At 77.3% G+C, this 21541-nt stretch carries 18 protein-coding genes; 12 read left to right on the top strand and 6 right to left on the bottom strand.

The features are described 5' to 3' along the window. Positions 1-148 precede the first annotated feature (148 nt). The 9 genes from ACFUMH_RS12125 (at position 149) to ACFUMH_RS12085 (ending at position 11131) form a co-directional block, all read left to right on the top strand. Positions 149-1750 (top strand): ABC transporter ATP-binding protein, encoded by a 1602-nt coding sequence (locus tag ACFUMH_RS12125; RefSeq protein ID WP_378205436.1) that lies wholly within the window; start codon positions 149-151, stop codon positions 1748-1750. Beyond that, complete coding sequence (locus tag ACFUMH_RS12120; protein ID WP_378205432.1) at positions 1747-3015, top strand: ABC transporter permease; 1269 nt, start codon at positions 1747-1749, stop codon at positions 3013-3015. Before ACFUMH_RS12125 ends, ACFUMH_RS12120 begins: the two co-directional genes overlap by 4 nt. After that, complete coding sequence (locus ACFUMH_RS12115; protein ID WP_378205429.1) at positions 3012-4301, top strand: ABC transporter permease; 1290 nt, start codon at positions 3012-3014, stop codon at positions 4299-4301. The genes ACFUMH_RS12120 and ACFUMH_RS12115 overlap by 4 nt, the downstream gene beginning before the upstream one ends. Further along, complete coding sequence (locus ACFUMH_RS12110) at positions 4298-4789, top strand: cytidine deaminase (protein ID WP_378205426.1); 492 nt, start codon at positions 4298-4300, stop codon at positions 4787-4789. Before ACFUMH_RS12115 ends, ACFUMH_RS12110 begins: the two co-directional genes overlap by 4 nt. Beyond that, a complete protein-coding gene (locus tag ACFUMH_RS12105; protein WP_378205422.1) occupies positions 4786-6087 on the top strand; it encodes a thymidine phosphorylase in 1302 nt (433 codons plus the stop codon). Before ACFUMH_RS12110 ends, ACFUMH_RS12105 begins: the two co-directional genes overlap by 4 nt. An 80-nt stretch (positions 6088-6167) precedes the next feature. After that, positions 6168-6416 (top strand): hypothetical protein, encoded by a 249-nt coding sequence (locus ACFUMH_RS12100; protein WP_378205419.1) that lies wholly within the window; start codon positions 6168-6170, stop codon positions 6414-6416. Between the two features lie 22 nt (positions 6417-6438). After that, a complete protein-coding gene (locus tag ACFUMH_RS12095) occupies positions 6439-7572 on the top strand; it encodes an adenosine deaminase (protein ID WP_378205416.1) in 1134 nt (377 codons plus the stop codon). Beyond that, positions 7569-8357, top strand: a complete 789-nt coding sequence (gene deoC, locus ACFUMH_RS12090; RefSeq protein WP_378205413.1) for a deoxyribose-phosphate aldolase — start codon at positions 7569-7571, stop codon at positions 8355-8357. The genes ACFUMH_RS12095 and deoC overlap by 4 nt, the downstream gene beginning before the upstream one ends. Before the next feature lie 281 nt (positions 8358-8638). Next, positions 8639-11131 (top strand): DUF6055 domain-containing protein, encoded by a 2493-nt coding sequence (locus tag ACFUMH_RS12085; RefSeq protein WP_378205410.1) that lies wholly within the window; start codon positions 8639-8641, stop codon positions 11129-11131. Positions 11132-11137: 6 nt separating this feature from the next. Here ACFUMH_RS12085 and ACFUMH_RS12080 read toward each other — a convergent pair whose 3' ends face one another. Continuing rightward, on the bottom strand, positions 11138-13027 hold the full coding sequence (locus ACFUMH_RS12080; protein WP_378205439.1) for a phospho-sugar mutase: 1890 nt from the start codon (positions 13025-13027) through the stop codon (positions 11138-11140). A 215-nt stretch (positions 13028-13242) separates the two neighbouring features. Continuing rightward, the gene (locus ACFUMH_RS12075; protein WP_378205407.1) at positions 13243-14127 is read right to left on the bottom strand and encodes a purine-nucleoside phosphorylase; all 885 of its coding nucleotides are present in this window, start codon (positions 14125-14127) and stop codon (positions 13243-13245) included. A gap of 113 nt (positions 14128-14240) precedes the next feature. Between ACFUMH_RS12075 and ACFUMH_RS12070 the strand changes: the two genes are divergently transcribed. Beyond that, on the top strand, positions 14241-15797 hold the full coding sequence (locus tag ACFUMH_RS12070) for an NAD(P)H-quinone dehydrogenase (protein WP_378205404.1): 1557 nt from the start codon (positions 14241-14243) through the stop codon (positions 15795-15797). 52 nt (positions 15798-15849) lie between these two features. Here ACFUMH_RS12070 and ACFUMH_RS12065 read toward each other — a convergent pair whose 3' ends face one another. The 4 genes from ACFUMH_RS12065 to ACFUMH_RS12050 all read right to left on the bottom strand — a co-directional run bounded on the left by ACFUMH_RS12065 (position 15850) and on the right by ACFUMH_RS12050 (position 20424). Then, positions 15850-17139: a hypothetical protein gene (locus ACFUMH_RS12065; RefSeq protein ID WP_378205401.1), complete on the bottom strand. Its 1290-nt coding sequence runs from the start codon at positions 17137-17139 to the stop codon at positions 15850-15852. An 18-nt stretch (positions 17140-17157) separates the two neighbouring features. Continuing rightward, positions 17158-17670, bottom strand: a complete 513-nt coding sequence (locus ACFUMH_RS12060) for an NUDIX domain-containing protein (protein WP_378205398.1) — start codon at positions 17668-17670, stop codon at positions 17158-17160. Between the two features lie 17 nt (positions 17671-17687). Beyond that, positions 17688-19508, bottom strand: coding sequence for an acetyl/propionyl/methylcrotonyl-CoA carboxylase subunit alpha (locus ACFUMH_RS12055; RefSeq protein ID WP_378205395.1), 1821 nt, complete (start codon positions 19506-19508; stop codon positions 17688-17690). 235 nt (positions 19509-19743) lie between these two features. After that, a complete protein-coding gene (locus tag ACFUMH_RS12050) occupies positions 19744-20424 on the bottom strand; it encodes a Maf family protein (RefSeq protein ID WP_378205392.1) in 681 nt (226 codons plus the stop codon). A gap of 81 nt (positions 20425-20505) precedes the next feature. On the opposite strand from ACFUMH_RS12050, the gene ACFUMH_RS12045 reads away from it, so the two are divergent. Together ACFUMH_RS12045 and ACFUMH_RS12040 are read left to right on the top strand one after the other, a co-directional pair. After that, positions 20506-20835, top strand: a complete 330-nt coding sequence (locus tag ACFUMH_RS12045) for an ArsR/SmtB family transcription factor (protein ID WP_378205389.1) — start codon at positions 20506-20508, stop codon at positions 20833-20835. Next, positions 20832-21356: an SRPBCC domain-containing protein gene (locus ACFUMH_RS12040; protein WP_378205384.1), complete on the top strand. Its 525-nt coding sequence runs from the start codon at positions 20832-20834 to the stop codon at positions 21354-21356. The genes ACFUMH_RS12045 and ACFUMH_RS12040 overlap by 4 nt, the downstream gene beginning before the upstream one ends. Positions 21357-21541: the final 185 nt, after the last annotated feature.

Here is a 21541-nt window from a genome sequence, read left to right as displayed (position 1 = left end):
GCCCGGGTGGACCACCACCCGGGCCGTCGCGTGCGACGGACCTGCACGACCGGCGGCGTGTACGGTCGAGCGGCAGGGCACCGGCGGCAGGCGCCTGACGTGCGACGACGGGCGATCAGGCGACGAGACGAGAACGGAAGCGGGTCGCATGAGGCTCGAGCTGCGCGGCATCACGAAGAGGTTCGGGTCGTTCACGGCGAACGACGCGATCGACCTGGTCGTGGAGCCCGGACAGATCCACGCCCTGCTGGGCGAGAACGGTGCCGGCAAGAGCACCCTGATGAACACCCTGTACGGGCTGTACACCCCGGACGAGGGCGAGATCCTGCTCGACGGCGAGCCGGTCGCGTTCGACGGGCCCGGCGCCGCGATGGCCGCCGGGATCGGCATGGTGCACCAGCACTTCATGCTCGTGCCGGTGTTCACGGTCGCCGAGAACGTGGCGCTCGGGCACGAGCCGACGGCGCGCGGCGGCCTCATCGACGTGGCGCGGGCGCGCCGCCAGGTGTCGGAGGTCGCGGACCGGTTCGGGTTCCACGTCGACCCCGACGCACGCGTCGAGGAGCTGCCCGTCGGCGTGCATCAGCGCGTCGAGATCATCAAGGCCCTGTCGCGCGACGCGAAGGTGCTGATCCTCGACGAGCCGACCGCGGTGCTGACGCCGCAGGAGACCGACGAGCTCATCGAGATCATGCGCCAGCTCAAGGCGGCGGGGACCTCGATCCTCTTCATCACGCACAAGCTGCGCGAGGTGCGCGCGGTCGCCGACCGCATCACCGTCATCCGCCGCGGCAAGGTCGTCGGCACGGCGGACCCGTCGGCGCCCGAGACCGAGCTCGCGTCGCTCATGGTCGGCCGCGCGGTGTCGCTGGGCGTCGACAAGGCGCCCGCCACCCCGGGGGACGTCGTCCTGCGCGTGCGGGACCTGACGGTCCTGGACGCGGTGGGCACGCCCGTGGTGGACCAGGCGTCGGTCGACGTCGCGGCGGGCGAGATCCTCGCGGTCGCCGGCGTGCAGGGCAACGGGCAGACCGAGCTCGCCGGCGCGGTGCTCGGGCTCGTGCACCCGACGGCCGGCTCGCTCGAGCTCGACGGCACCGACCTCACCGGCCTGTCGGTGCGCGACCGGCTGCGCGCGGGCCTCGGCTTCGTGCCGGAGGACCGGAGCACCGACGGCGTCATCGCGGACTTCTCCATCCAGGAGAACCTCGTCCTCGACCTCGTCGACGCGGCGCCCTACTCGCGCCGCGGCGCGATCGACCGCGGCCTGCTGCGGCGCAACGCCGAGCAGCGCGTCGTCGAGTTCGACGTGCGCACGCCGTCCGTCGACGCGCACGCGGGCACCCTCTCCGGCGGGAACCAGCAGAAGGTCGTCCTGGCGCGCGAGATGTCGCGGCCGCTGCGCCTGCTCGTCGCGTCGCAGCCGACCCGCGGCCTCGACGTCGGGTCCATCGAGTTCGTGCACAAGCGGATCGTGCAGGAGCGGGACAACGGCACCGCCGTGGTCATCGTGTCCACGGAGCTCGACGAGGTGGTGGCCCTCGCCGACCGCATCGCCGTCATGTACCGCGGCCGCGTCGTCGGGATCGTCCCCGGGGACACCGACCGCGACGTGCTCGGCCTCATGATGGCGGGCGTCCCGCTCGAGGAGGCGGTCGCGCAGGCCGCCGCCCACCACACCACGCTCGGCGCGGCGGACGCCGGGGACCATCGGGCGCACGCCCCGCAGGAGCAGGAGGAGGGCCGATGAGCCAGCCCGGCACGACGCCCCCGGCGCAGCCGCCCGTCGACGAGGTGCCCGCGGGCGCCCCGGCCGCCGACCGGCCGCAGGACCGGCGCCCCACGGGCGACGGCGTGCTGCGCGAGATGCTCTCGTCGTCGTGGCTGATGACGGTGTGCGCGATCGTCCTCGCGCTGCTCATCGGCGCGGTGCTCATCGCGGCCGCGGACCCGGACGTGCAGCGCACGGCCGGCTACCTGTTCGCGCGGCCGTCGGACTTCTTCACGGCGCTGTGGCAGACGGTGTCCGGCGCGTACGCGTCGCTGTTCCAGGGCGCGGTGTTCGACTGGGCGGCGACGAGCCCGCAGCGCGCGATCCGCCCGCTGACGGAGACGCTGACGATCTCGGTGCCGCTGATCCTCGCGGGCCTCGGCGTCGGCATCGGCTTCCGCGCCGGCCTGTTCAACATCGGCGCGCAGGGGCAGATCACGCTCGGCGCGATCGTCGCGTCGTGGATCGGCTTCACGTGGGACCTGCCCGCGGGCGTGCACCTGCTGCTCGCGATGGTCGGCGCCGCGATCGGCGGCGCGGTGTGGGCGTCGATCGCCGGCGTGCTCAAGGCCCGCACGGGCGCGCACGAGGTGATCGTCACGATCATGCTCAACAACATCGCCGTGTTCCTCGTGCTGTACCTGCTGACGACGAACGTGTTCCGCTCCGCGACGCCCCAGGTGGGTCGGCCCGTGGCGGAGACGGCGATGCTGCCGGGGCTGCTCGGCGACGCGTTCCGGCTGCACCTCGGGTTCCCGCTCGCGCTGCTCGCGGCCGTGGGCGTGTGGTGGCTGATGGAGCGCTCGACGCTGGGCTTCCGGTTCCGCGCGGTGGGCTCCAACCCGCACGCGGCGCGCACCGCCGGCATCTCCGTCCCGTGGGTGACCGTGCTCGTCATGGCCGTGGCCGGCGCGCTGGCCGGCCTGGCCGGCGGCGCGCAGCTGCTCGGCACCGAGCGCAACCTCACCGGCGCCATCGCCGGCAGCATCGGCTTCGACGCGCTGACCGTGGCGCTGCTCGGCCGCTCCAAGCCGCTCGGCACGGTGCTCGCCGGCCTGCTGTTCGGCGCGTTCGCTGCCGGCGGCCGCCTCATGCAGACCCGGACCGGCACGCCGATCGACATCGTGCTCGTCCTGCAGTCGCTCATCGTCCTGTTCATCGCGGCGCCGCCGCTGGTCCGTGCGGTCTTCCGGCTGCCCGCGCCCGGCACCCGCCGCCGCTCCACCGTGGAGGCCGCAGCATGAGCCTGGCCACCCCCGCCACGGCCGCCGCGCCCGCGCCGGACGCCGCCGTGACCGCCCGCCCGAGCTACCGCGCGCCGATCGCGTACGCGGTCGTCGCCCTCGTGGCCCTGCTCGCGATGCCGCTGCGCACGCCGGACGGCGACACGCGGTTCCGCCTGTCCACGGACACCGACTTCGCGCAGATCCCGACGTTCGCCGTGCCCGCCGGGCCGGTCGTGTGGGTGCTCGTGCTGCTCGCGGTCGCGCTCGCCGCGCTCGCGTTCGTGCGCACGCGCGCGGGCCGCCGCACCGGCCTGTGGCTGCCGGTCGTGTTCGGCGTCGCGCTGCTGCTCGCGTTCCTCACGTTCGCGGGCGCCGGGCGCTCGGCCGTCATCCCGCTGACGTCGGTCGCGACGGGCACGCTGTTCCTCGCGACGCCGCTCATCTTCGGCGCGCTCTCGGGCGTCGTGTGCGAGCGCGTCGGCATCGTCAACATCGCGATCGAGGGGCAGCTGCTCGCGGGCGCGTTCATCGCCGCCGTCGTGGGCTCGCTGACCGCCTCGGCGTACATGGGCCTCGTCGCGGCGCCGGTCGCCGGTGCGCTCGTCGGCCTGCTGCTCGTGTTCTTCGCGGTGCGCTACCAGGTCAACCAGATCATCGTCGGCGTCGTGCTCAACGTGCTGGTCGTCGGCCTGACGAGCTTCCTGTTCTCGACGGTGCTCTCCGAGGACCCGGGCACGTGGAACCAGCGCCAGGCGCTGCCCGTGCTGCCGATCCCGGTGCTGTCGCAGATCCCCGTGATCGGGCCGATCCTGTTCCGCCAGACGCTGCTCGTCTACCTCATGTACGTCATCGTCATCGCGCTGCAGGTCTACCTGTTCCGCAGCCGGTGGGGCCTGCGCCTGCGCGCCGTCGGCGAGCACCCGAAGGCCGCCGACACCGTCGGCATCGACGTCAACCGCACGCGCGTGCGGAACACGCTGCTCGGCTCGGCGGTCGCCGGCCTGGGCGGCGCGTTCTTCACCGTCGCGTCGGGTCTGGCGTTCGGCAAGGAGATGACGGGCGGACGCGGGTTCATCGCGCTGGCCGCCATGATCCTCGGCCGGTGGAGCCCCAAGGGCGCCGTCGCGGCCGCGCTCCTGTTCGGCTTCGCCGACAACCTGCGCACCGTGCTCGGCACGATCGGCAGCTCCGTCCCGCCGCAGCTGCTGCTCATGACGCCGTACATCGTCACGATCCTCGCGGTCGCCGGGTTCGCCGGCCGGGTGCGCGCACCCGCCGCCGAGGGCATCCCGTACGTCAAGTGAGCACGCAGGAGGAGGGCACCGTGGTGAGCACCGCGGACGTCGACTGGGACGCGCTGCGCGAGGCCGCGCGCGGCATGCTGGAGCGGGCGTACGTGCCGTACTCGCGCTTCCCCGTGGGGGTCGCCGCGCTCGTCGACGACGGCCGCGTCGTGACGGGCTGCAACGTCGAGAACGCGTCGTACGGCGTCACGCTGTGTGCCGAGTGCAGCCTCGTCTCGATGCTGCACGTCACGGGCGGGGGCCGGCTCGTCGCGTTCACGTGCGTCGACGGGCACGGCAACGTGCTCGCGCCGTGCGGACGCTGCCGGCAGCTGCTGTTCGAGCACGGCGGGCCGGACCTGCTCGTCGAGACCGTCCGGGGCGTGCGCCCCATGAGCGAGGTGCTGCCGGACGCGTTCGGCCCCGTCGACCTGGTCGAGCGGGCCGCGGACGGCAGCGGGGCGGGGTCCGCTGCGGCGGGCGCCGCGGGGGAGGAGCAGGACGCATGAACGAGCCCTTCGACGCCGTCGACGTCATCGTCACCAAGCGCGACGGCGGCCGGCTGAGCGACGCCCAGGTCGACTGGGTGCTCGACGCGTACACGCGCGGCGTGGTCGCCGACGAGCAGATGTCCGCGCTCGCGATGGCGGTCCTGCTCAACGGCATGGACCGCGCCGAGATCGCGCGGTGGACCGCCGCGATGATCGCGAGCGGCGAGCGCATGGACTTCTCGGGGCTGTCGCGCCCCACCGCCGACAAGCACTCCACGGGGGGCGTTGGGGACAAGATCACGCTCCCGCTCGCACCCCTGGTCGCGGTCTTCGGCGTCGCCGTGCCGCAGCTGTCGGGCCGCGGTCTCGGCCACACGGGTGGCACGCTCGACAAGCTCGAGTCGATCCCCGGCTGGCGCGCGGCGCTGTCGAACGACGAGATGATGCGCCAGCTCGAGGACGTCGGCGCCGTCATCTGCGCGGCCGGGTCGGGCCTCGCGCCGGCCGACCGCAAGCTGTACGCGCTGCGCGACGTCACCGGCACCGTCGAGGCGATCCCGCTCATCGCGAGCTCCATCATGAGCAAGAAGATCGCCGAGGGCACCGGCTCCCTCGTGCTCGACGTCAAGGTCGGCTCGGGCGCGTTCATGAAGGACGCGGAGCGGGCCGGCGAGCTCGCGCGGACGATGGTCGAGCTGGGCACGGACGCCGGCGTGCGCACCGTCGCGCTGCTCACCGACATGTCGGTGCCGCTCGGGCTCACCGCGGGCAACGCGCTCGAGGTGCGCGAGTCGGTCGAGGTGCTCGCCGGCGGCGGCCCCGCCGACGTCGTCGAGCTCACCGTCGCCCTGGCCCGCGAGATGCTCGACGCCGCCGGGCGGCCCGACGCCGACCCCGCGGCCGCGCTGGCCGACGGCCGCGCGATGGACGTCTGGCGGCGCATGATCGCGGCGCAGGGCGGTGACCCGGACGCCGAGCTGCCGGTCGCGCGCGAGCGTGAGCAGGTCGTGGCGGAGGCGGACGGCGTGCTGACGACCCTCGACGCGTACGCCGTGGGCGTCGCGGCGTGGCGCCTCGGCGCCGGCCGCGCACGCAAGGAGGACCCCGTGCAGGCCGGTGCGGGCGTCGAGCTGCACGCGCGCCCCGGTGACCGCGTGCGCGCGGGCCAGCCGCTCCTGACGCTGCACACCGACACCCCGGAGCGGTTCGGCCGCGCGCGCGACGCGCTCGCCGGCGGTGTCGTCGTGTCCCCGGACGCCGCGGCCGCCGGCGCCGCGCCGCGCCCGCTCGTGCTCGACCGGGTCGCCGCGGGCTGAGCGCACGCCCCGGCCGGTCGCGGCCGGCCGGGGCGCCCTGCACGATGGGGACGTCCCACCCGCCGACCGGAGGAGGAGCGATGAGCACGGTGCCCGGTGACGACGCGTGGCGCGACGCGGGGCTGGTCCCCGCCGACCCCGACGTGCCCGCACGCCTGACCGACCCCGCCGCCACGTCCGACGAGGACGCGCTGACGGACCGCCCCGACCCCGAGGAGTACACGCCGGGCTTCCCGCGCGCGGACCTGGCGGACGCGGCGAACGAGGCCGACGTGGTCGAGCAGGCCGCGGAGGTCCCGGTCGACGACGACGAGGTCCAGGGGGCGTGAGCCGTCCCGCTACGGTGGTGGGATGACCGCGCACCCCCCGGCGCCGGGCACGCCCGGCGCCGACGTCGGCGCGGCCGTCCGCGCCCTGCCCAAGGTCCTGCTGCACGACCACCTCGACGGCGGTGTGCGCCCCGCGACCGTCGTCGAGCTGGCCGCGCGGTCGGGCCACGCGCTGCCGACGACCGACCCCGAGGCCCTCGGTCGCTGGTTCGTCGAGTCGGCGTCGTCCGGCTCGCTGGAGCGCTACCTCGAGACGTTCGAGCACACCGTCGGCGTGCTGCAGACGGCCGAGGCGCTGCACCGCGTCGCGCGCGAGGCGGTGCTCGACCTCGCCGCCGACGGCGTCGTGCACGCCGAGGAGCGGTACGCCCCCGAGCAGCACCAGCGGGCGGGCCTGTCGCTGCAGCAGGTCGTCGACGCCGTGCGCGCCGGGATCGCGGACGGCACGGCCGAGGCGCGGGACGCCGGGCACGACATCCGCGTGACGCAGGTGCTGTCCGCGATGCGGCAGGCCGACCGCGCCGACGAGGTCGCCGCGCTCGCGCTGGCGAACCGCGACGCGGGTGTCGTCGCGTTCGACATCGCCGGGCCCGAGGCGGGGTTCCCGCCGTCGCGGCACGCGTCGGCGTTCCGCACGCTGCGCGACGCGAGCTTCCCCGTCACCGTGCACGCCGGCGAGGCCGCCGGGCTCGACTCCGTCGCGGACGCGCTGCACGCGGCCGGCGCGCTGCGCCTGGGCCACGGCGTGCGCATCGCCGACGACGTGCAGGTCGGACCCGACGGCGAGGCGCGCCTGGGCCTGCTCGCCCACTGGGTGCGCGACCGCCGCGTGCCGCTCGAGATCTGCCCGTCGTCCAACGTGCAGACCGGTGCGGCGCCCTCCGTGGCGGACCACCCCGCGACCGCGCTGCTGCGCCTCGGCTTCGAGGTCACCGTCAGCACGGACAACCGCCTGCAGTCCGGCACGACCCTGTCGCGCGAGCTCGAGCTGCTCGTGCGCGAGGCCGGCTGGACGCCCGACGACCTCGTCGCCGTCACGGTCACCGCCGCGCGGCACGCGTTCCTGCACGAGGACGAGCGCCGTGCGCTCGTCGACCGCATCACCCGCCCGGCTGCGACGCCGGGCACGGCCCGGCCCGGGAGGCACCGCGCATGACCACCGACCCCAGCACGCCCGAGAAAGGCACGGAGAACGGCACCGCGAACGGCGCTGCGGACGGCACCGGCGACGGCTCCGCCGGCGGCACCGGCACGGCGCTCGACGCCGTCGCGCTCGCCCGGTACGTCGACCACACGCTGCTCAAGCCGGAGGCCACCCGCGCCGACGTCGACGCCCTCGTCGCGGAGGGCATCCGGCTCGGGGTGTACGCCGTGTGCGTGTCGCCGTCGTTCCTGCCCCTGGAGGTCCCCGTCGGCCTCGACGGCGAGCCGGACCTGCTCGTCGCGACGGTGTGCGGGTTCCCGTCCGGCAAGCACCACAGCGACGTCAAGGCCGCCGAGGCGGCGCGTGCCGTGCGTGACGGCGCCGCGGAGGTCGACATGGTGATCGACGTCGGCGCCGCGAAGGCCGGCCGGTTCGCGGACGTGGCGGCGGACATCGCCGCCGTGCGGGCCGCCGCGCCCGCGCCCACCGTCCTCAAGGTCATCATCGAGTCGGCCGCGCTGAGCGACGACGAGATCGTCGCGGTGTGCGAGGCGGCCGAGGCGTCCGGCGCCGACTACGTGAAGACGTCGACGGGCTTCCACCCGGCGGGCGGCGCGAGCGTGCACGCCGTGCGGCTCATGGCGCGGACGGTCGGCGGCCGGCTGGGCGTCAAGGCGTCGGGCGGCGTGCGCACCGCGCAGGACGCCGTCGCGATGATCGACGCCGGCGCCACGCGGCTCGGCCTGTCCGGCACGGCGGCCGTGCTCGGCGGGCTCACGGCGGACGCCGGGTACTGACGCCGGGTACTGAGGTCGGGTACTGACGTCGAGCACCGACGCCGGGGGCGCCTCGCGGGCGGCACGGCACGGCGGCCGCACGTGAGAGCCCCGTGAGAATCGGCTCCCCGACCGGGTGAAACCACCCCGGGCCGGACGTTCCGGGCGTTGACTCGGGTGTCCGCACGCGACGATGGTGGACACCTGTCCGACCCGCCGCGGCGGGCGGACGACGACAGGCACGGCAGGGCACGGTCCACGGACCTCGGCGTGCGCACCCGGCGGGAGGAGACGCACGCGCGATGGGGAGGTTCCGACGCGGCACGCTCGTCGTGGCGCTCCTCGTGCCGTTCGTCCTCGGCGCCGTGCTGGCGACCGCCCTCGGCAGCACCTCCGGGGGACCGCGCGACCTCGTCGTGCCGGACGCCTGGCGGACCGCCTGGGAGACCGCCCACGTGCGGCAGGGCGAGCACGTCGCCCTCGCCTGGGGCGGGCGCGCGGGCGCCGACCCGCGCGCGGCCGACGCCGACCTCGCGTTCGACCCGGCCGCGGCGCTCGCGCGGCTCGAGCGCCTGCACGCGGTGCACGTGGACGACCTCGGCCTCGGGGCGCGCGACGGCCCGCTCGCGGAGCGGAAGCTGCTCGTGGTCGTCGACGGGACGTGGCCGGACGGGCCGGGCGCGGGGGACGCGGCCGGTGCCGGCGCGGGGTCGGGAGCGGGTGCCGGGGCCGCTGCTGGTGACGGTCACGGGACGGTCGTCGCCGTCGTCGACGGGGTGGGCGTGCTGCGGGTGACGCCCGCGGTGCTGGCCGCCGCCGACGACGCGTCCGCCCATGACGCGTCCGCCGGCGACGCGTCCACGCCCGACGCTGCGACCGGCGACGGGGGCGGCGGAGCGTCGGACGCGCCGGCGACGTCGGCCGCGTCCTCCGACGGCACGGCGACGCCCGCGCCGCCGCCCGACGGGCCGCCCGCCGGCTCGGTGGGGGCCCCGGGTGGCCCTGCCGCCACGGCCGCCCCCGGGACGTCGTGGGAGCTCGCGCGGGGGTTCGCCGAGCTCGCGCTGCGCGTGACGGCCGCCGCGGGCGGCGGGGGAGGGCCGGTCGAGCCGGCGACGACGGCGTTCCGGTCGGCGAGCGCCGCGTACCTGGCCACGCTCGCGGTGCCGGGGGAGCACGCCGACGTGTCCGAGCTCCTGCGCGCGCCGCACCTCGCGTGGGGGAGCGCCCGGCACGGCGCGGCGGGCTGGCTGCTGCTCGACTCGCTCGTCGCGCGCGCCGACCCGGGCCTCGTCGCCGACCTCTGGGCGGGCGTGCGGGACGGCGAGACGGTGCTCGGCGCGTACGCCCGGCTGACGTCCGCCGACCCGGGCGTCCTCAACCGCCGGGTCGCGCAGTACGCGATGCGCGCCGCCGCGGGGGACGCTGCCGGCCGGGCGGGCGTGGGACTGCTCGACGACGTCGACCCCGTGCTCGTCGCCGACCGCACGACCCCGACGGAGCCCGTGCCGGGCGACCCGGCGCACCACCGCGTGACGGGCGCCTTCGCCCCCGGCGCGTACGGGTTCACGGTGGTGCGGCTGGTCCCCGACGGGTCGGGCGGCGACGTGCGCGTGCGGGTGCGCGGCCACGCGGAGGCCTTCGCGCCCGGCACGGCCGGCTGGAGCGTGGGCATGGTCGCCGTGGGCGCCGAGGGCGTCCGGTACGGGCCGGTGACCGAGACCGCGGACGGCGAGGTCACGCTGACGCCGCGCGCCGGCGACGAGGCCGTGCTGCTGGTCGTCACGGCGACGCCGGGCGCCGTGCTCACGGGCGCGGGGGACGCGCCCACGACGCGCTACCCGTACGAGTTCCGGGTCGCGGGCGCCACCGTCGCGGACCCGTCGGCCGCGCCCGCGCCGCCGGGCGGCCACCGCCACGCGAACGGCGGCGGCTGGGTCGACGACCGCGCGAGCGTCGACGCGACCGTGTTCGTCGGGCCGCGCGCGGTCGTGCGGGGTGCGGCCCAGGTGCACGGCGAGGCCCGCCTCGAGGGACGCGCGTGGGTGGACGAGGGTGCGGTGGTGGAGGGGCGCGCGGTCGTGCGCGACGCCGCCGTCGTGCGTGGCGGCGCCCACCTGTCCGGCTCGGTGGTCGTCGGGGGCGACGTGGTCGTCTCGCGCGCCTGCGCGGCCGGGGAGCACACCGCCTACCGGCCGGACGGGACGTGCGACGGGACGGCCGCGGACGCGACCCCGCCCGTGACGCCGTTCACGGCCGAGGACCTCGCGCTGACGCCCGCACCCGCCGACGCCGCCGCCACGGCGCCGCCGGACCCGGGCACGGCCACCCCCGCACCCGGCGGCGGCACGAGCACGGGCACGCCGTCCGCGACGCCGCCGGCCGAGGGCGGCGCCGCCGCGACGCGACCGCCCGCGCCACCGCCCCCGCCGCCGTCCGGCCCCGCGTCGCCCGGCGTCGTGGCGCCGCCGCCGGCGGTGCCCGCCGGCGCGTGCACCGCGCGGTACGAGCTCGTGAACTCCTGGCCCGGCGGCTACCAGGCCCAGGTCACGGTCACCGCGACCGCGCCCGGCGTGCAGGGCTGGCTCGTGCAGTGGTCGGCCGTGCCCGGGCTCGGCATCAACGACCGGTGGGGCGCCGACATCGGCACGGGCGGCGGCACGGTGACGGCCGAGAACCTGTCGTGGAACGGCACGGTCGCCGACGGGCAGACGGCCGTCTTCGGGTTCACGGGGCCCGCGGAGGACGGCGCCGCCACGGCGGTCCCGCAGCTCCGCTGCACGCAGACGCGCTGACGTCCGTCAGCCGTCGATGCCGAGCGCGCCGCGCACGTCGTCGGCCAGCCGCGCGAGCCGGTCGCGCGCGTCGCGGTGGGCGGCGTCGAGGGCGTGCCGGTCCGCGTCGGACGCGACCGGCTCGATCACCTCGAGGTACGCCTTGACCTTCGGCTCCGTGCCGGACGGCCGCACGACGACACGCGTGCCGTCCGCGGTGAGCAGGCGCAGGCCGTCGGTGGGCGGCAGGCCGCCGCGCTCCTCGTCGGTGCCGGCGGCCAGGTCGACCACCTCGACGACCGGCGAGCCGGCGAGCGTCGTCGGCGGCTGCTCCCGCAGGCGCTGCACCGTCGCGCCGATGCGCGACAGGTCCGCGAACCGCGCGCTCACCTGGCCGCTGACGTGCAGCCCGTGGGCGCGCGCCAGGTCGTCGAGGGCGTCGACGAGGGTGCGTCCCTCGGCGGCGAGGCGCGCGGCGAGGTCGAGCACGCGCACGGCCGCGGTGATGCCGTCCTTGTCGCGCACGTGCGCGGGGTCGACGCAGTAGCCGAGCGCCTCCTCGTACCCGTACGCGAGCCCCTCCACGCGGGAGAGCCACTTGAAGCCGGTGAGCGTCGTCGCCGACCGCAGGCCCGCGGCCGCGGCGACGGACGCGAGCAGCCGCGACGAGACGATCGAGCAGGCCAGCACGGGCGCGTCGTGGGTCGCGTCGCCGTGCGTGCCCGTGCCGGTGCGGGTCCCCGTGCCGCGCTCCGCGGCGACGCGGGCCGCGGCGTCCGCGCCGAGCAGCGCGCCCACCTCGTCGCCGTGCAGCATCCGCCAGCCGTCGGCCTGCGGGGTCTGCGGGGCGCCGGGCACGCGCGAGCGCGTGTCGACGAGCGCGACGGCGCAGCGGTCGGCGTCGGGGTCGAGCGCGACGACGATGTCCGCCCGCTCGACGCTCGCGCGGGCCAGCGCCAGGTCGATCGCGCCCGGCTCCTCGGGGTTGGGGAACGCGACGGTGGGGAACATGGGGTCGGGGTCGGCCTGCTCGGGCACGACACGGACGTCGCTGAAGCCCGCGCGCGCGAGCACGTCGAGCGCGACGGCCCCGCCGACGCCGTGGAGGGGTGTGAGCACGACCCGCAGCGCGCCGCGCCGGCGGGCCGGGTCCGCGTCCGGCGCGGGGACGACGGCGGCGGCCTGCGCGGCGTACGCCGTGACGACGTCCTCGTCGAGCACGGTCCAGCCGCTCCCGGCGCGCGGCACCGACGCGACCGACGGCACGCGGGCGATCTCCGCCGCGATGGCCGCGTCCGCCGGCGGCACGATCTGCGCGCCCTGCCCGGCGTCCGTGACGACGCGACCGCCCAGGTACACCTTGTAGCCGTTGTCCCGCGGCGGGTTGTGCGACGCGGTCACCATGACGCCGGCGTCGGCGTCCAGGCGGCGCACCGCCGCCGCGAGCACGGGGGTCGGCAGGGGCCGCGGCAGCAGCAGCACCTCGATGCCGACGGCGGTCATGACGGCGGCCGTGTCGACCGCGAAGACGTCGGAGTTGCGGCGGGCGTCGTAGCCGACGACGACGCGCGGGGGACGGGCGTCGCCCTCGAGCTCGCCGAGCAGGTGTGCGGCGAGCCCCGCGGCGGCGCGGACGACGACGGCCCGGTTCATGCGGTGCGGCCCGCCGCCGAGCTCGCCGCGCAGCCCGGCGGTGCCGAACTGCAGGAGCCCGGAGAACCGGTCCGCGAGGTCGGCGCGGGCCCGCGCGGCCTGGTCGACGGCCTGCCGCTCCTCGGGGTCGAGGGGCGGGGCGTCGGGGTCGTGCAGCTCGGAGCCGGGCGGGCGCTCGCGGCCCGCGCGCAGCAGCGCGGTCAGCTCCTCGGCGGTCTCCGGGTCGGGGTCGTCGGCGACCCACGCCTCGACGCGCTCCTGCAGCTCGGTCCAGCGGTCCGCCCGGGCGTCGTCCTGCTGCCCCGGCGCGGGGGCGCGGGTCGCGCCACGGGGCGCGTGCTCGGGCGCGCCGCCGGCGCGGACGTCACGGGGGTCGTTCTCGGCGCTCACCCCTCCAACGTACTGGCCGGTACCGGGTGCGGCGCGCGACCCCCGCATCCCGCGGGCGGCACCGGCCCGGCGCCGCCCGCGGGGCGTGGTCAGAGCCGGCGCACGACGTCCGCGAGCAGGGCGCTGATGCGCGGGCCGGCCGCGCGCCCGGCCTCGAGGACCTCCTCGTGCGCGAGCGGCTCCGGGCTGATGCCCGCGGCGAGGTTCGTCACGAGCGAGATGCCGAGCACCTCGAGCCCGGCGTGCCGCGCGGCGATGGCCTCGAGGGTCGTCGACATGCCGACGAGGTCGCCGCCCAGCCGTCCCGCCATCGTCACCTCGGCCGGCGTCTCGTAGTGCGGCCCGCGGAACTGCACGTACACGCCCTCGTCGAGGGACGCGTCGACCTCGCGCGCGACCGCGCGCAGCCGGGCCGAGTACAGGTCGGTGAGGTCGACGAACGTCGCGCCCTCGAGCGGCGACGTCGCGGTGAGGTTGAGGTGGTCGCTGATGAGCACCGGCGTGCCCGGGCCCCAGGCGGGGTTCAGCCCGCCGCAGCCGTTGGTGAGGACGACGGTCGACGCGCCGGCCGCCGCGGCGGTGCGGACGCCGTGCACGACGCGCCGCACGCCGCGCCCCTCGTACAGGTGGGTGCGCGACCCGAGGACGAGCGCGAACCGTTCCGGGCGGTCGTCGGTGCCCGCGATGCGCACCGAGCGCAGCGTGCCGACGTGGCCCAGGACGGCCGGCGCCGAGAAGCCCGGCACCTCGTGGCTGGGGACCTCGGCGACCGTCTCGCCGAGCAGGTCGGCGGCACCGCCCCAGCCGGAGCCGAGCACGAGCGCGACGTCGTGCCGCGCGACGCCCGTCCGCTCCGCCAGCACCGCGGCGGCGTGGCGGGCGACCTCGAACGGGTCGGTCGCCGGGTCGTCGAGGTCAGGCACCGCGCCGGGTGCGCGGTCGGGGGCGGTCAGGTCGCGGTCCGCGTCGGTCATGGCGCCCAGGCTAGCCGCGGCGCGGCGGCGGTCCCGCGCGCGCGGGTCAGCCGTCGCGGCGCCCGCGAGCCGTCCCGGTCGGCACGCGTCGTCGCGTCGGGCAGGATGGAGCCGTGAGCAGCCAGGCGCCCGCCACGTCCACCCCCGCCCAGCCCGACGTCCCCGCCGCCGTCGCGGCCTCGACCGTCCGTCGCGCCGACGAGGCACCGCCCGCCGGTCGCGTCGTGGTCGTCGGCGGTGGCCCCGGCGGCTACGAGGCCGCGCTCGTGGCGCGCCGCCTCGGCGCCCAGGTCACCGTGGTCGAGCGCCACGGCCTCGGCGGCTCCGCCGTGCTGACCGACGTCGTCCCGTCGAAGACCCTCATCGCGACGGCCGAGTGGATGACCATCGCCGACCGCGCGCCCGAGCTGGGGATCCGGCTCGACCGGCTCGCCGCCGGGCTCGGCCCCGAGCAGGACGCGCCCGGCTCCGCCGGCGGCACAGGGTCGGCGGTGCGCGACGCGCTGCACCACCGCATCGACCTCGACGCGGTGAACACGCGCGTGAAGGCGCTTGCCGCGGCGCAGTCCGCCGACATCCGTGCGCGCCTCGAGCGGGAGGGCGTCGACGTCGTCGCGGGCACCGGCCGCCTCCTCGACCCCGAGCACGTGGCCGTCCGCACGCCGGAGGGGCGCGAGCACACCCTCGACGCGGACGTCGTCCTCGTGTCCACCGGCGCGACGCCGCGCGTGCTGCCGGAGGCCCGGCCCGACGGCGAGCGCATCCTCACGTGGACGCAGATGTACAACCTCACGTCGCTGCCGGAGCGGCTGGTCGTCGTCGGGTCCGGCGTGACCGGCGCCGAGTTCGCCGGCGCGTACACCTCGCTCGGCGCGGACGTCGTGCTCGTCTCGAGCCGCGACCGCGTGCTGCCGGGCGAGGACCAGGACGCCGCCGAGCTCATCGAGCGGGTGTTCACGCAGCGCGGCATGACGGTGATGTCGCGCTCGCGGGCGTCGGCGGCCCGCCGCACCGCCGACGGCGTCGTCGTGACGCTCGAGGACGGCCGCGAGGTCGAGGGCTCGCACGTGCTGCTGGCCGTCGGCGCGGTCCCGACCACGCGCGACCTCGGGCTGGAGGAGGCCGGCGTGCGGCTGACGCCGTCGGGGCACGTCGCCGTCGACAAGGTCTCGCGCACGAACGTGCGCGGCGTCTACGCGGCGGGCGACTGCACCGGCGTGCTGCCGCTCGCGTCGGTGGCCGCGACGCAGGGCCGCATCGCGATGTCGCACGCGCTGGGCGACGCCGTCCGGCCGCTGTCGCTGCGCGGCATCTCCGCGAACATCTTCACCGCGCCGGAGATCGCGACCGTCGGCGAGCCCGAGGGCCGGCTGCGGGAGCGCGGCGTCCAGTACCAGGTCAGCATGCTGCCGCTCGCGCGCAACCCCCGCGCCAAGATGCTGGGCGTGCGGGACGGGTTCGTGAAGATCTTCGCGCACGCCGGGACGGGCACGGTGCTCGGCGCCGTCGTCGTCGGCCCGCGCGCGAGCGAGTCGATCTTCCCGCTCACGCTCGCCGTCACGCACCGCCTGACCGCCGACCAGATCGCCGACGCGTCCACCGTGTACCCGTCGATGTCGGGGACGATCGGCGAGGTCGCGCGGATGATGCACCACCGCATCGAGGACTGACCCGCCGGGACGCGCGCGGGCGGTGACCGCGGTCCCGGTGCGGGTCCGCGCGTCAGGGCAGGACGACGTACGTGCCCGCGGGCGGCGGCTCGCCGCCCGCCACGGCGACGTGCGCGAGCGCGAGCACGAGCGCGGGGAGCAGCAGCAGCCGCACGCTGTTGACCCGCGGGGGGATCCGCACGGGCGCCGACGCGGGTGCCGGTGCTGCGGCGCCGCCCACCGGGTCGGGCGTCCGCCGCCGCAGCCCGGCGCCGGCGAGCGCGGCGGCGGCGCACGGCACCAGGAGCACCAGGGCCGTGCCTCCGGACGGGTCCAGGGCGACGAGCAGCCACGGGGACAGCACCGCGGCGGCCACGGCGGCGGTCGCCAGCGCCGTGCGCGGCACCCCGGGCGGTGCCGGCCGGTGGGCGCTCAGGGCGCTCGCCAGGACCATGCCCGCCGCCACGAGCGCGGCCGCGGCCGCGACGAGCACCGCCGGCCCGGTGAGCGCCGGCACGGCCACGACACCGAGCAGCACGACGGCCGCGGCGACGACCCGCGCGGCGGGGGACCACGGGTCCGGGCGCAGGAGCAGCCACACGCCGACGCTCGTGGCGAGCACGAGCACCAGGCCCGCGACGGCCTCGGGGACGCCGGCGACCGTCGCGACGTGGGCCGCGTCCGCGAGGACGAGGTCGAGCACGAGCACCGCCGGCCCGACGACCCACGTCCGGCGCGGCCGGCCCGCCGGCGGGTCGTCGGTGAGGGCGTCCGCGCGGCCGAGCCCCACGGCGGCGGCGACGGCGCTCAGTGCGAGCACGACGGCGGCCAGCGCGGGGCCGGGCGGCAGGCCGCCGGGGTCCGACCCGGGCCCGCCCGGTCCCGACGCGCCGCGCAGCCCCGCACCGAGGACGGTCCACAGACCCGCGCCGAGGAGCAGGCCGGTGGCGGCCTGCCGGCCGCCACCGGGACGCGCGGCCACGTGCACGGCGGCGAGCGGCAGCGCCGTCAGCGTCGCGACGAGGGCAGCCCCCGTCAGCACGACCGCGAGGCCGCCGGTGGTCAGCAGCGCCGGCACGGCGAGCCCCGCGGCGGCGACCGTGGCGACGAGCACCTGCCGCGGTCCCGGGACGCCGGGCACCCCGGCGGCGGGCGCGCGGAGCAGCAGCGCCGCGGCGAGGCCCACCAGCAGCACGACCGCCAGCGCGCTGAGGGCGGGCCCGGCACCGCGGGCCGACGGCAGGACCCCCGACGAGGTCGTGGCCGCCACCAGCACGGTCAGCACCGCGAGCAGCCACGCGCGCGACGGGACGCCGAGGTCGGGTGCGGTGCGGGGCACGGCGGCGGGGTCGGGGGACGTCACGGGGCGTGACGCTACCCGTCAGCGCCGCTCGAGCCGTGCCCGCAGCGTCGGCCAGGCGTCCGCGAACGCCGGCAGCAGCGGCCGGTCCGTGACCGCGTCGAGCGGCACCCACGCCACCTCGAGGCTCTCCGCGTCCGTGACGGCGGGCGTGAACGGCGCCAGGACCTCGGCGAGCACGGTGGTGTACGACCAGCCCGGGTGCTCGAGCACGTGCGTGCCGAGGACGCGCACGGCGGCGGCGTCGACGCCGGCCTCCTCGTGCGCCTCGCGCAGCGCGGCCTGCTCGGCGGACTCGTCCTCGGCGCGCGCGCCGCCGGGCAGCGCCCACGTGCCGCCGGCGTCGCTCCACAGGGCGCGGTGCTGCAGCACCACGTCGGCGGGGCGGCCGGCGGCGTCGCGCCGCACGAGCAGCAGGCCCGCGGCGCCGTGCAGCCCCCAGTGCCGGTGGCCGCAGCCGCACACGACCCAGCCGTCGCCGGTCACGTGGTGCCGCGGCGCCTCGGGCCCGTCCCGCCGGGCGTCGCGCGGCACGCCGGCGTCCTGGCCGGTCAGCCGACGATCTCGCAGATCGCGGTGCCCGCGCTCACGCTCGCACCGACGCCGGCGCTGAGCTGCTGCACCGTGCCGGCGCGGTGCGCGACCAGCGGCTGCTCCATCTTCATCGCCTCGAGGACCACGACGAGATCGCCCTCGGCGACCTGCGCGCCCTCCGCCACGGCGACCTTGACGATCGTGCCCTGCATGGGCGACGCCAGGGTGGTCCCGTTGCCCCCGGTGCGCGTGGCGCGCGGGCGCGCGGTCCGGCGCGCGCCGCCGCCCGGACGCGCCGGGGTGCCGCGACCGGGGCCGGTGCCCGCGCCGCGGCCGAGGCCGAGCGCGGCGGGCAGCACGACCTCGAGCCGCTTGCCGCCGACCTCGACGACGACGCGCTCGAGGGCCGCGGCGTCGGGCGCCTCGTCCTCGGCAGGGGCGGCGGGCGTGCCGCCCAGCCCGGCGACGGTCTCGGCGAACTCGGTCTCGATCCAGCGGGTGTGCACGCGGAACGGCGCGTCGGCGTCGGCGGGCACGAACGCGTCGGCGTCGAGCACCGCGCGGTGGAACGGCACGACGGTGGGGATGCCGACGACCTCGAGCTCGGCGAGCGCGCGGCGGGCCCGCTCGACGGCCTGCCGCCGGTCCGCGCCGGTCACGACCAGCTTCGCGATCATCGAGTCGAACATCCCGGAGACGGTGTCGCCCTCGACGACGCCCGAGTCGACGCGCACGCCGGGCCCGGCGGGGAAGCGCAGGCGCGTGATGCGCCCGGGCGCGGGCAGGAAGCCGGCGGCGGGGTCCTCGCCGTTGATGCGGAACTCGATCGAGTGCCCGCGCGTGGCCACCTCGGTGTACCCGAGCGGCTCGCCCGCGGCGACGCGCAGCTGCTCGCGCACCAGGTCGATGCCGGAGATCTCCTCCGTGACCGGGTGCTCCACCTGCAGGCGCGTGTTGACCTCGAGGAACGAGACGGTGCCGTCCGCGCCGACGAGGAACTCGCACGTGCCGGCGCCGACGTAGCCGGCCTCCCGCAGGATCGCCTTCGACGACTCCACGAGCGTGCGCCGCTGGTCGTCGCTGAGGAACGGCGCGGGCGCCTCCTCGACGAGCTTCTGGTGCCGGCGCTGGAGCGAGCAGTCGCGCGTCGAGACGACGACGACCGTGCCGTGCGCGTCGGCGAGGCACTGGGTCTCCACGTGGCGGGGGCGGTCGAGGTACCGCTCGACGAAGCACTCGCCGCGCCCGAACGCGGCGACGGCCTCGCGCACCGCGGACTCGTACATCTCGTCGATCTCGTCGACCGTGCGCGCGACCTTCAGCCCCCGGCCGCCACCGCCGAACGCCGCCTTGATGGCGACGGGCAGGCCGTGCTCGGCGGCGAACGCGTGGATCTCCGCGACGTCCTGCACGGGGTCGGGCGTGCCGGCCACGAGCGGGGCGCCGGCGCGCTGCGCGATGTGCCGCGCGCTCACCTTGTCGCCGAGCTGCTCGATGGCCGACGGCGGCGGACCGACCCACACGAGGCCCGCCGCGAGGACGGCGCGGGCGAAGTCGGCGTTCTCCGCGAGGAAGCCGTAGCCGGGGTGCACGGCGTCGGCGCCGGACCGGCGGGCCACGTCGAGCAGCTTCGCGATGTCGAGGTACGTCTCCGCGGCGCGCGCGCCGTCCAGCGCGAACGCCTCGTCGGCGATCCGGACGTGCAGCGCCTCCCGGTCGGTGTCGGAGTACACCGCCACCGACGCCAGGCCGGCGTCCCGGCAGGCACGGGCGATGCGGACCGCGATCTCGCCACGGTTGGCGATGAGCACCTTGCGCAAGGGGGTCGAGTCGGGCACGGCTCACCGTAGCGCGGGCACCCCCGCGCGCCGGGGCGCGGCCCGGCACGGCGGTCAAGATTGGGGAAGGTACCAAGGTCCCGGCCGGGGACGTTGTAGGAACCCACCACGCCGCGGGGTGGCACCGGCGGGCATGCCGGGCGCCGGTTGTCCGGGTCGGACAACGGGCGCCGCGACGGCCGTCGCGACGAGGGTGGGGACGAGGGCCGGGACGCCCGCCGGGACGCGGTCCCGGTCAGCGCCGCCAGAGGTCGGTGACGCGCAGGCCGATCTCGCCGAGCAGCTCGCGCAGCAGGGGCAGGCTGACGCCGACGACGTTGTGGTGGTCGCCCTCGACGCGCTCGACGAACGGGCCGCCGAGCCCGTCGACCGTGAACGCACCGGCCACGGCGAGCGGCTCGCCCGTCGCCACGTACGCCGCGACCTCGTCGTCGGACAGGTCGGCGAAGTGCACGACCGTCGACGCCGTCGCGCCGAGCGTGCCGCCGGTGCCGGGGCCGTCCGCGCCGGAGGGGCGCTCGTCGACGAGCCAGTGCCCCGTGTGCAGCACGCCGGTGCGCCCGCGCATGGCGCGCCAGCGCGCCACGGCGTCGTCGGCGTCGGCCGGCTTGCCGAGGATCTCCCCGTCGAGCTCCAGCATGGAGTCGCAGCCGAGCAGCACGAGGTCGTCGTCGCCGTCCCAGCCCGCGACCGCGAGGGTCTCGTCGTCGGCCAGGCGGCGCGCGACCGCCTCGACCTTCGCCTGCGCGAGGACGAGCACCGCGTCGGCGGGCTCGAGGGTGCCGAAGCGCTCGCGGGCCGCGGCGAGCACCGCGTCCTCGTCGACGCCGGAGACGGCCACGAGCGGGTCCAGGCCGGCCGCGGTGAGCGTCGCGCGGCGGGCGGGGGAGGCGGAGGCCAGGAGCAGGCGGGTCACGGCGTCCGACCCTAGCCCGCCGTGCGGGGCGACGACGTCGACCCTTGATGGGTGACCGTGCGGTCACCTATCGTGGCGGACGTGGGTACGGACGCCGTCATCGCCGCGATCGCGGACCCGACCCGGCGGCGTCTGCTCGACGCCCTGCGGGCCCGGGACGGGCGCTCGGTGCGCGAGCTCACCGAGGAGGTGGCGCCGCTCGGCCCGCACGTCGTGCTCAAGCACGTCCGCGTGCTGGAGGCGGCGGGACTGGTGGTGACGCGCAAGGTGGGGCGCCGGCGGGTGTGCCACCTCAACGCGGTGCCGATCGTCGAGCTCGCGGAGCGCTGGATCGACGACTTCGGCGCGCGCACGGCCTCGGGGCTGACGGCACTGAGGCGGGAGCTCGAGGACGAGAGGCGGACGACATGAGCGGGAGCACGACCGACGGCAGCACGCCGGAGGCGGTGGGGAGCGGGCCCGGCACGACCACGGGCGCGACGAGCGGCGCGACGGGCGCCACGGGGAGCGGCGGGACGAGCGCGACGAGCGCGACGACGAGCGACCGCGTGTACCGCGTGCACGTCGCCGCGTCGCCCGAGGCGGCGTGGGCGGCGCTCACCGAGCCGGGCCGCACGCGCGCCTGGTACTACGGCACGGCGGCGCGGACGACGTGGGAGGTGGGCTCCCCGGTCGAGTACGTCGACGGCGACGGGACGCCGCAGATCCGGGGGACCGTCCTGGCGCACGACCCGCCGCGCACGCTGTCGCACACGTTCGTGGCGGTGTGGTCGGGCGCGCCCGACGACCAGGGCGTGCTCACCTGGACCGTCGAGCCGGAGGGCGACGGCTGCCGCATCACCCTCGTCCACGCCGGCGGGCACGGCACCGAGACCGCCGAGGGCTCGGCGTACCTCGTCGAGGCGCTGAAGCAGCACCTCGAGCCCGCCTGACGACCGCCGCCCGTCGCCGGCCCCACGACCCGCGCCGACCGCGGCACGTCCCACCGACCGCGGTACGTCCCACCGACCGCGGGTGGTGCACCTGCCGCACCCGGCGCGACGTACCGCACTCGGCGCCCACCGCAGCCCCGGCCCGAGTGCGGTACATGCGTCACGAGTGCGGGTGGTGCACCACC

This window comes from Cellulomonas sp. NPDC057328 (assembly GCF_042667215.1).
Classification (GTDB): domain Bacteria; phylum Actinomycetota; class Actinomycetes; order Actinomycetales; family Cellulomonadaceae; genus Cellulomonas.
The sequence above is the reverse complement of the archived record's forward strand: the minus strand, read 5'-3'. Positions and strand labels throughout refer to the sequence as shown.

Excerpts from the sequence above, each read along its gene's own strand:
- ACFUMH_RS12125 (WP_378205436.1), top strand. The coding sequence starts at position 149 with ATGAGGCTCGAGCTGCGCGGCATCACGAAGAGGTTCGGGTCGTTCACG.
- ACFUMH_RS12120 (WP_378205432.1), top strand. The coding sequence starts at position 1,747 with ATGAGCCAGCCCGGCACGACGCCCCCGGCGCAGCCGCCCGTCGACGAG.
- ACFUMH_RS12115 (WP_378205429.1), top strand. The coding sequence starts at position 3,012 with ATGAGCCTGGCCACCCCCGCCACGGCCGCCGCGCCCGCGCCGGACGCC.
- ACFUMH_RS12105 (WP_378205422.1), top strand. The coding sequence starts at position 4,786 with ATGAACGAGCCCTTCGACGCCGTCGACGTCATCGTCACCAAGCGCGAC.
- ACFUMH_RS12100 (WP_378205419.1), top strand. The coding sequence starts at position 6,168 with ATGAGCACGGTGCCCGGTGACGACGCGTGGCGCGACGCGGGGCTGGTC.
- ACFUMH_RS12095 (WP_378205416.1), top strand. The coding sequence starts at position 6,439 with ATGACCGCGCACCCCCCGGCGCCGGGCACGCCCGGCGCCGACGTCGGC.
- deoC (WP_378205413.1), top strand. The coding sequence starts at position 7,569 with ATGACCACCGACCCCAGCACGCCCGAGAAAGGCACGGAGAACGGCACC.
- ACFUMH_RS12085 (WP_378205410.1), top strand. The coding sequence starts at position 8,639 with ATGGGGAGGTTCCGACGCGGCACGCTCGTCGTGGCGCTCCTCGTGCCG.
- ACFUMH_RS12075 (WP_378205407.1), bottom strand. The coding sequence starts at position 14,127 with ATGACCGACGCGGACCGCGACCTGACCGCCCCCGACCGCGCACCCGGC.
- ACFUMH_RS12040 (WP_378205384.1), top strand. The coding sequence starts at position 20,832 with ATGAGCGGGAGCACGACCGACGGCAGCACGCCGGAGGCGGTGGGGAGC.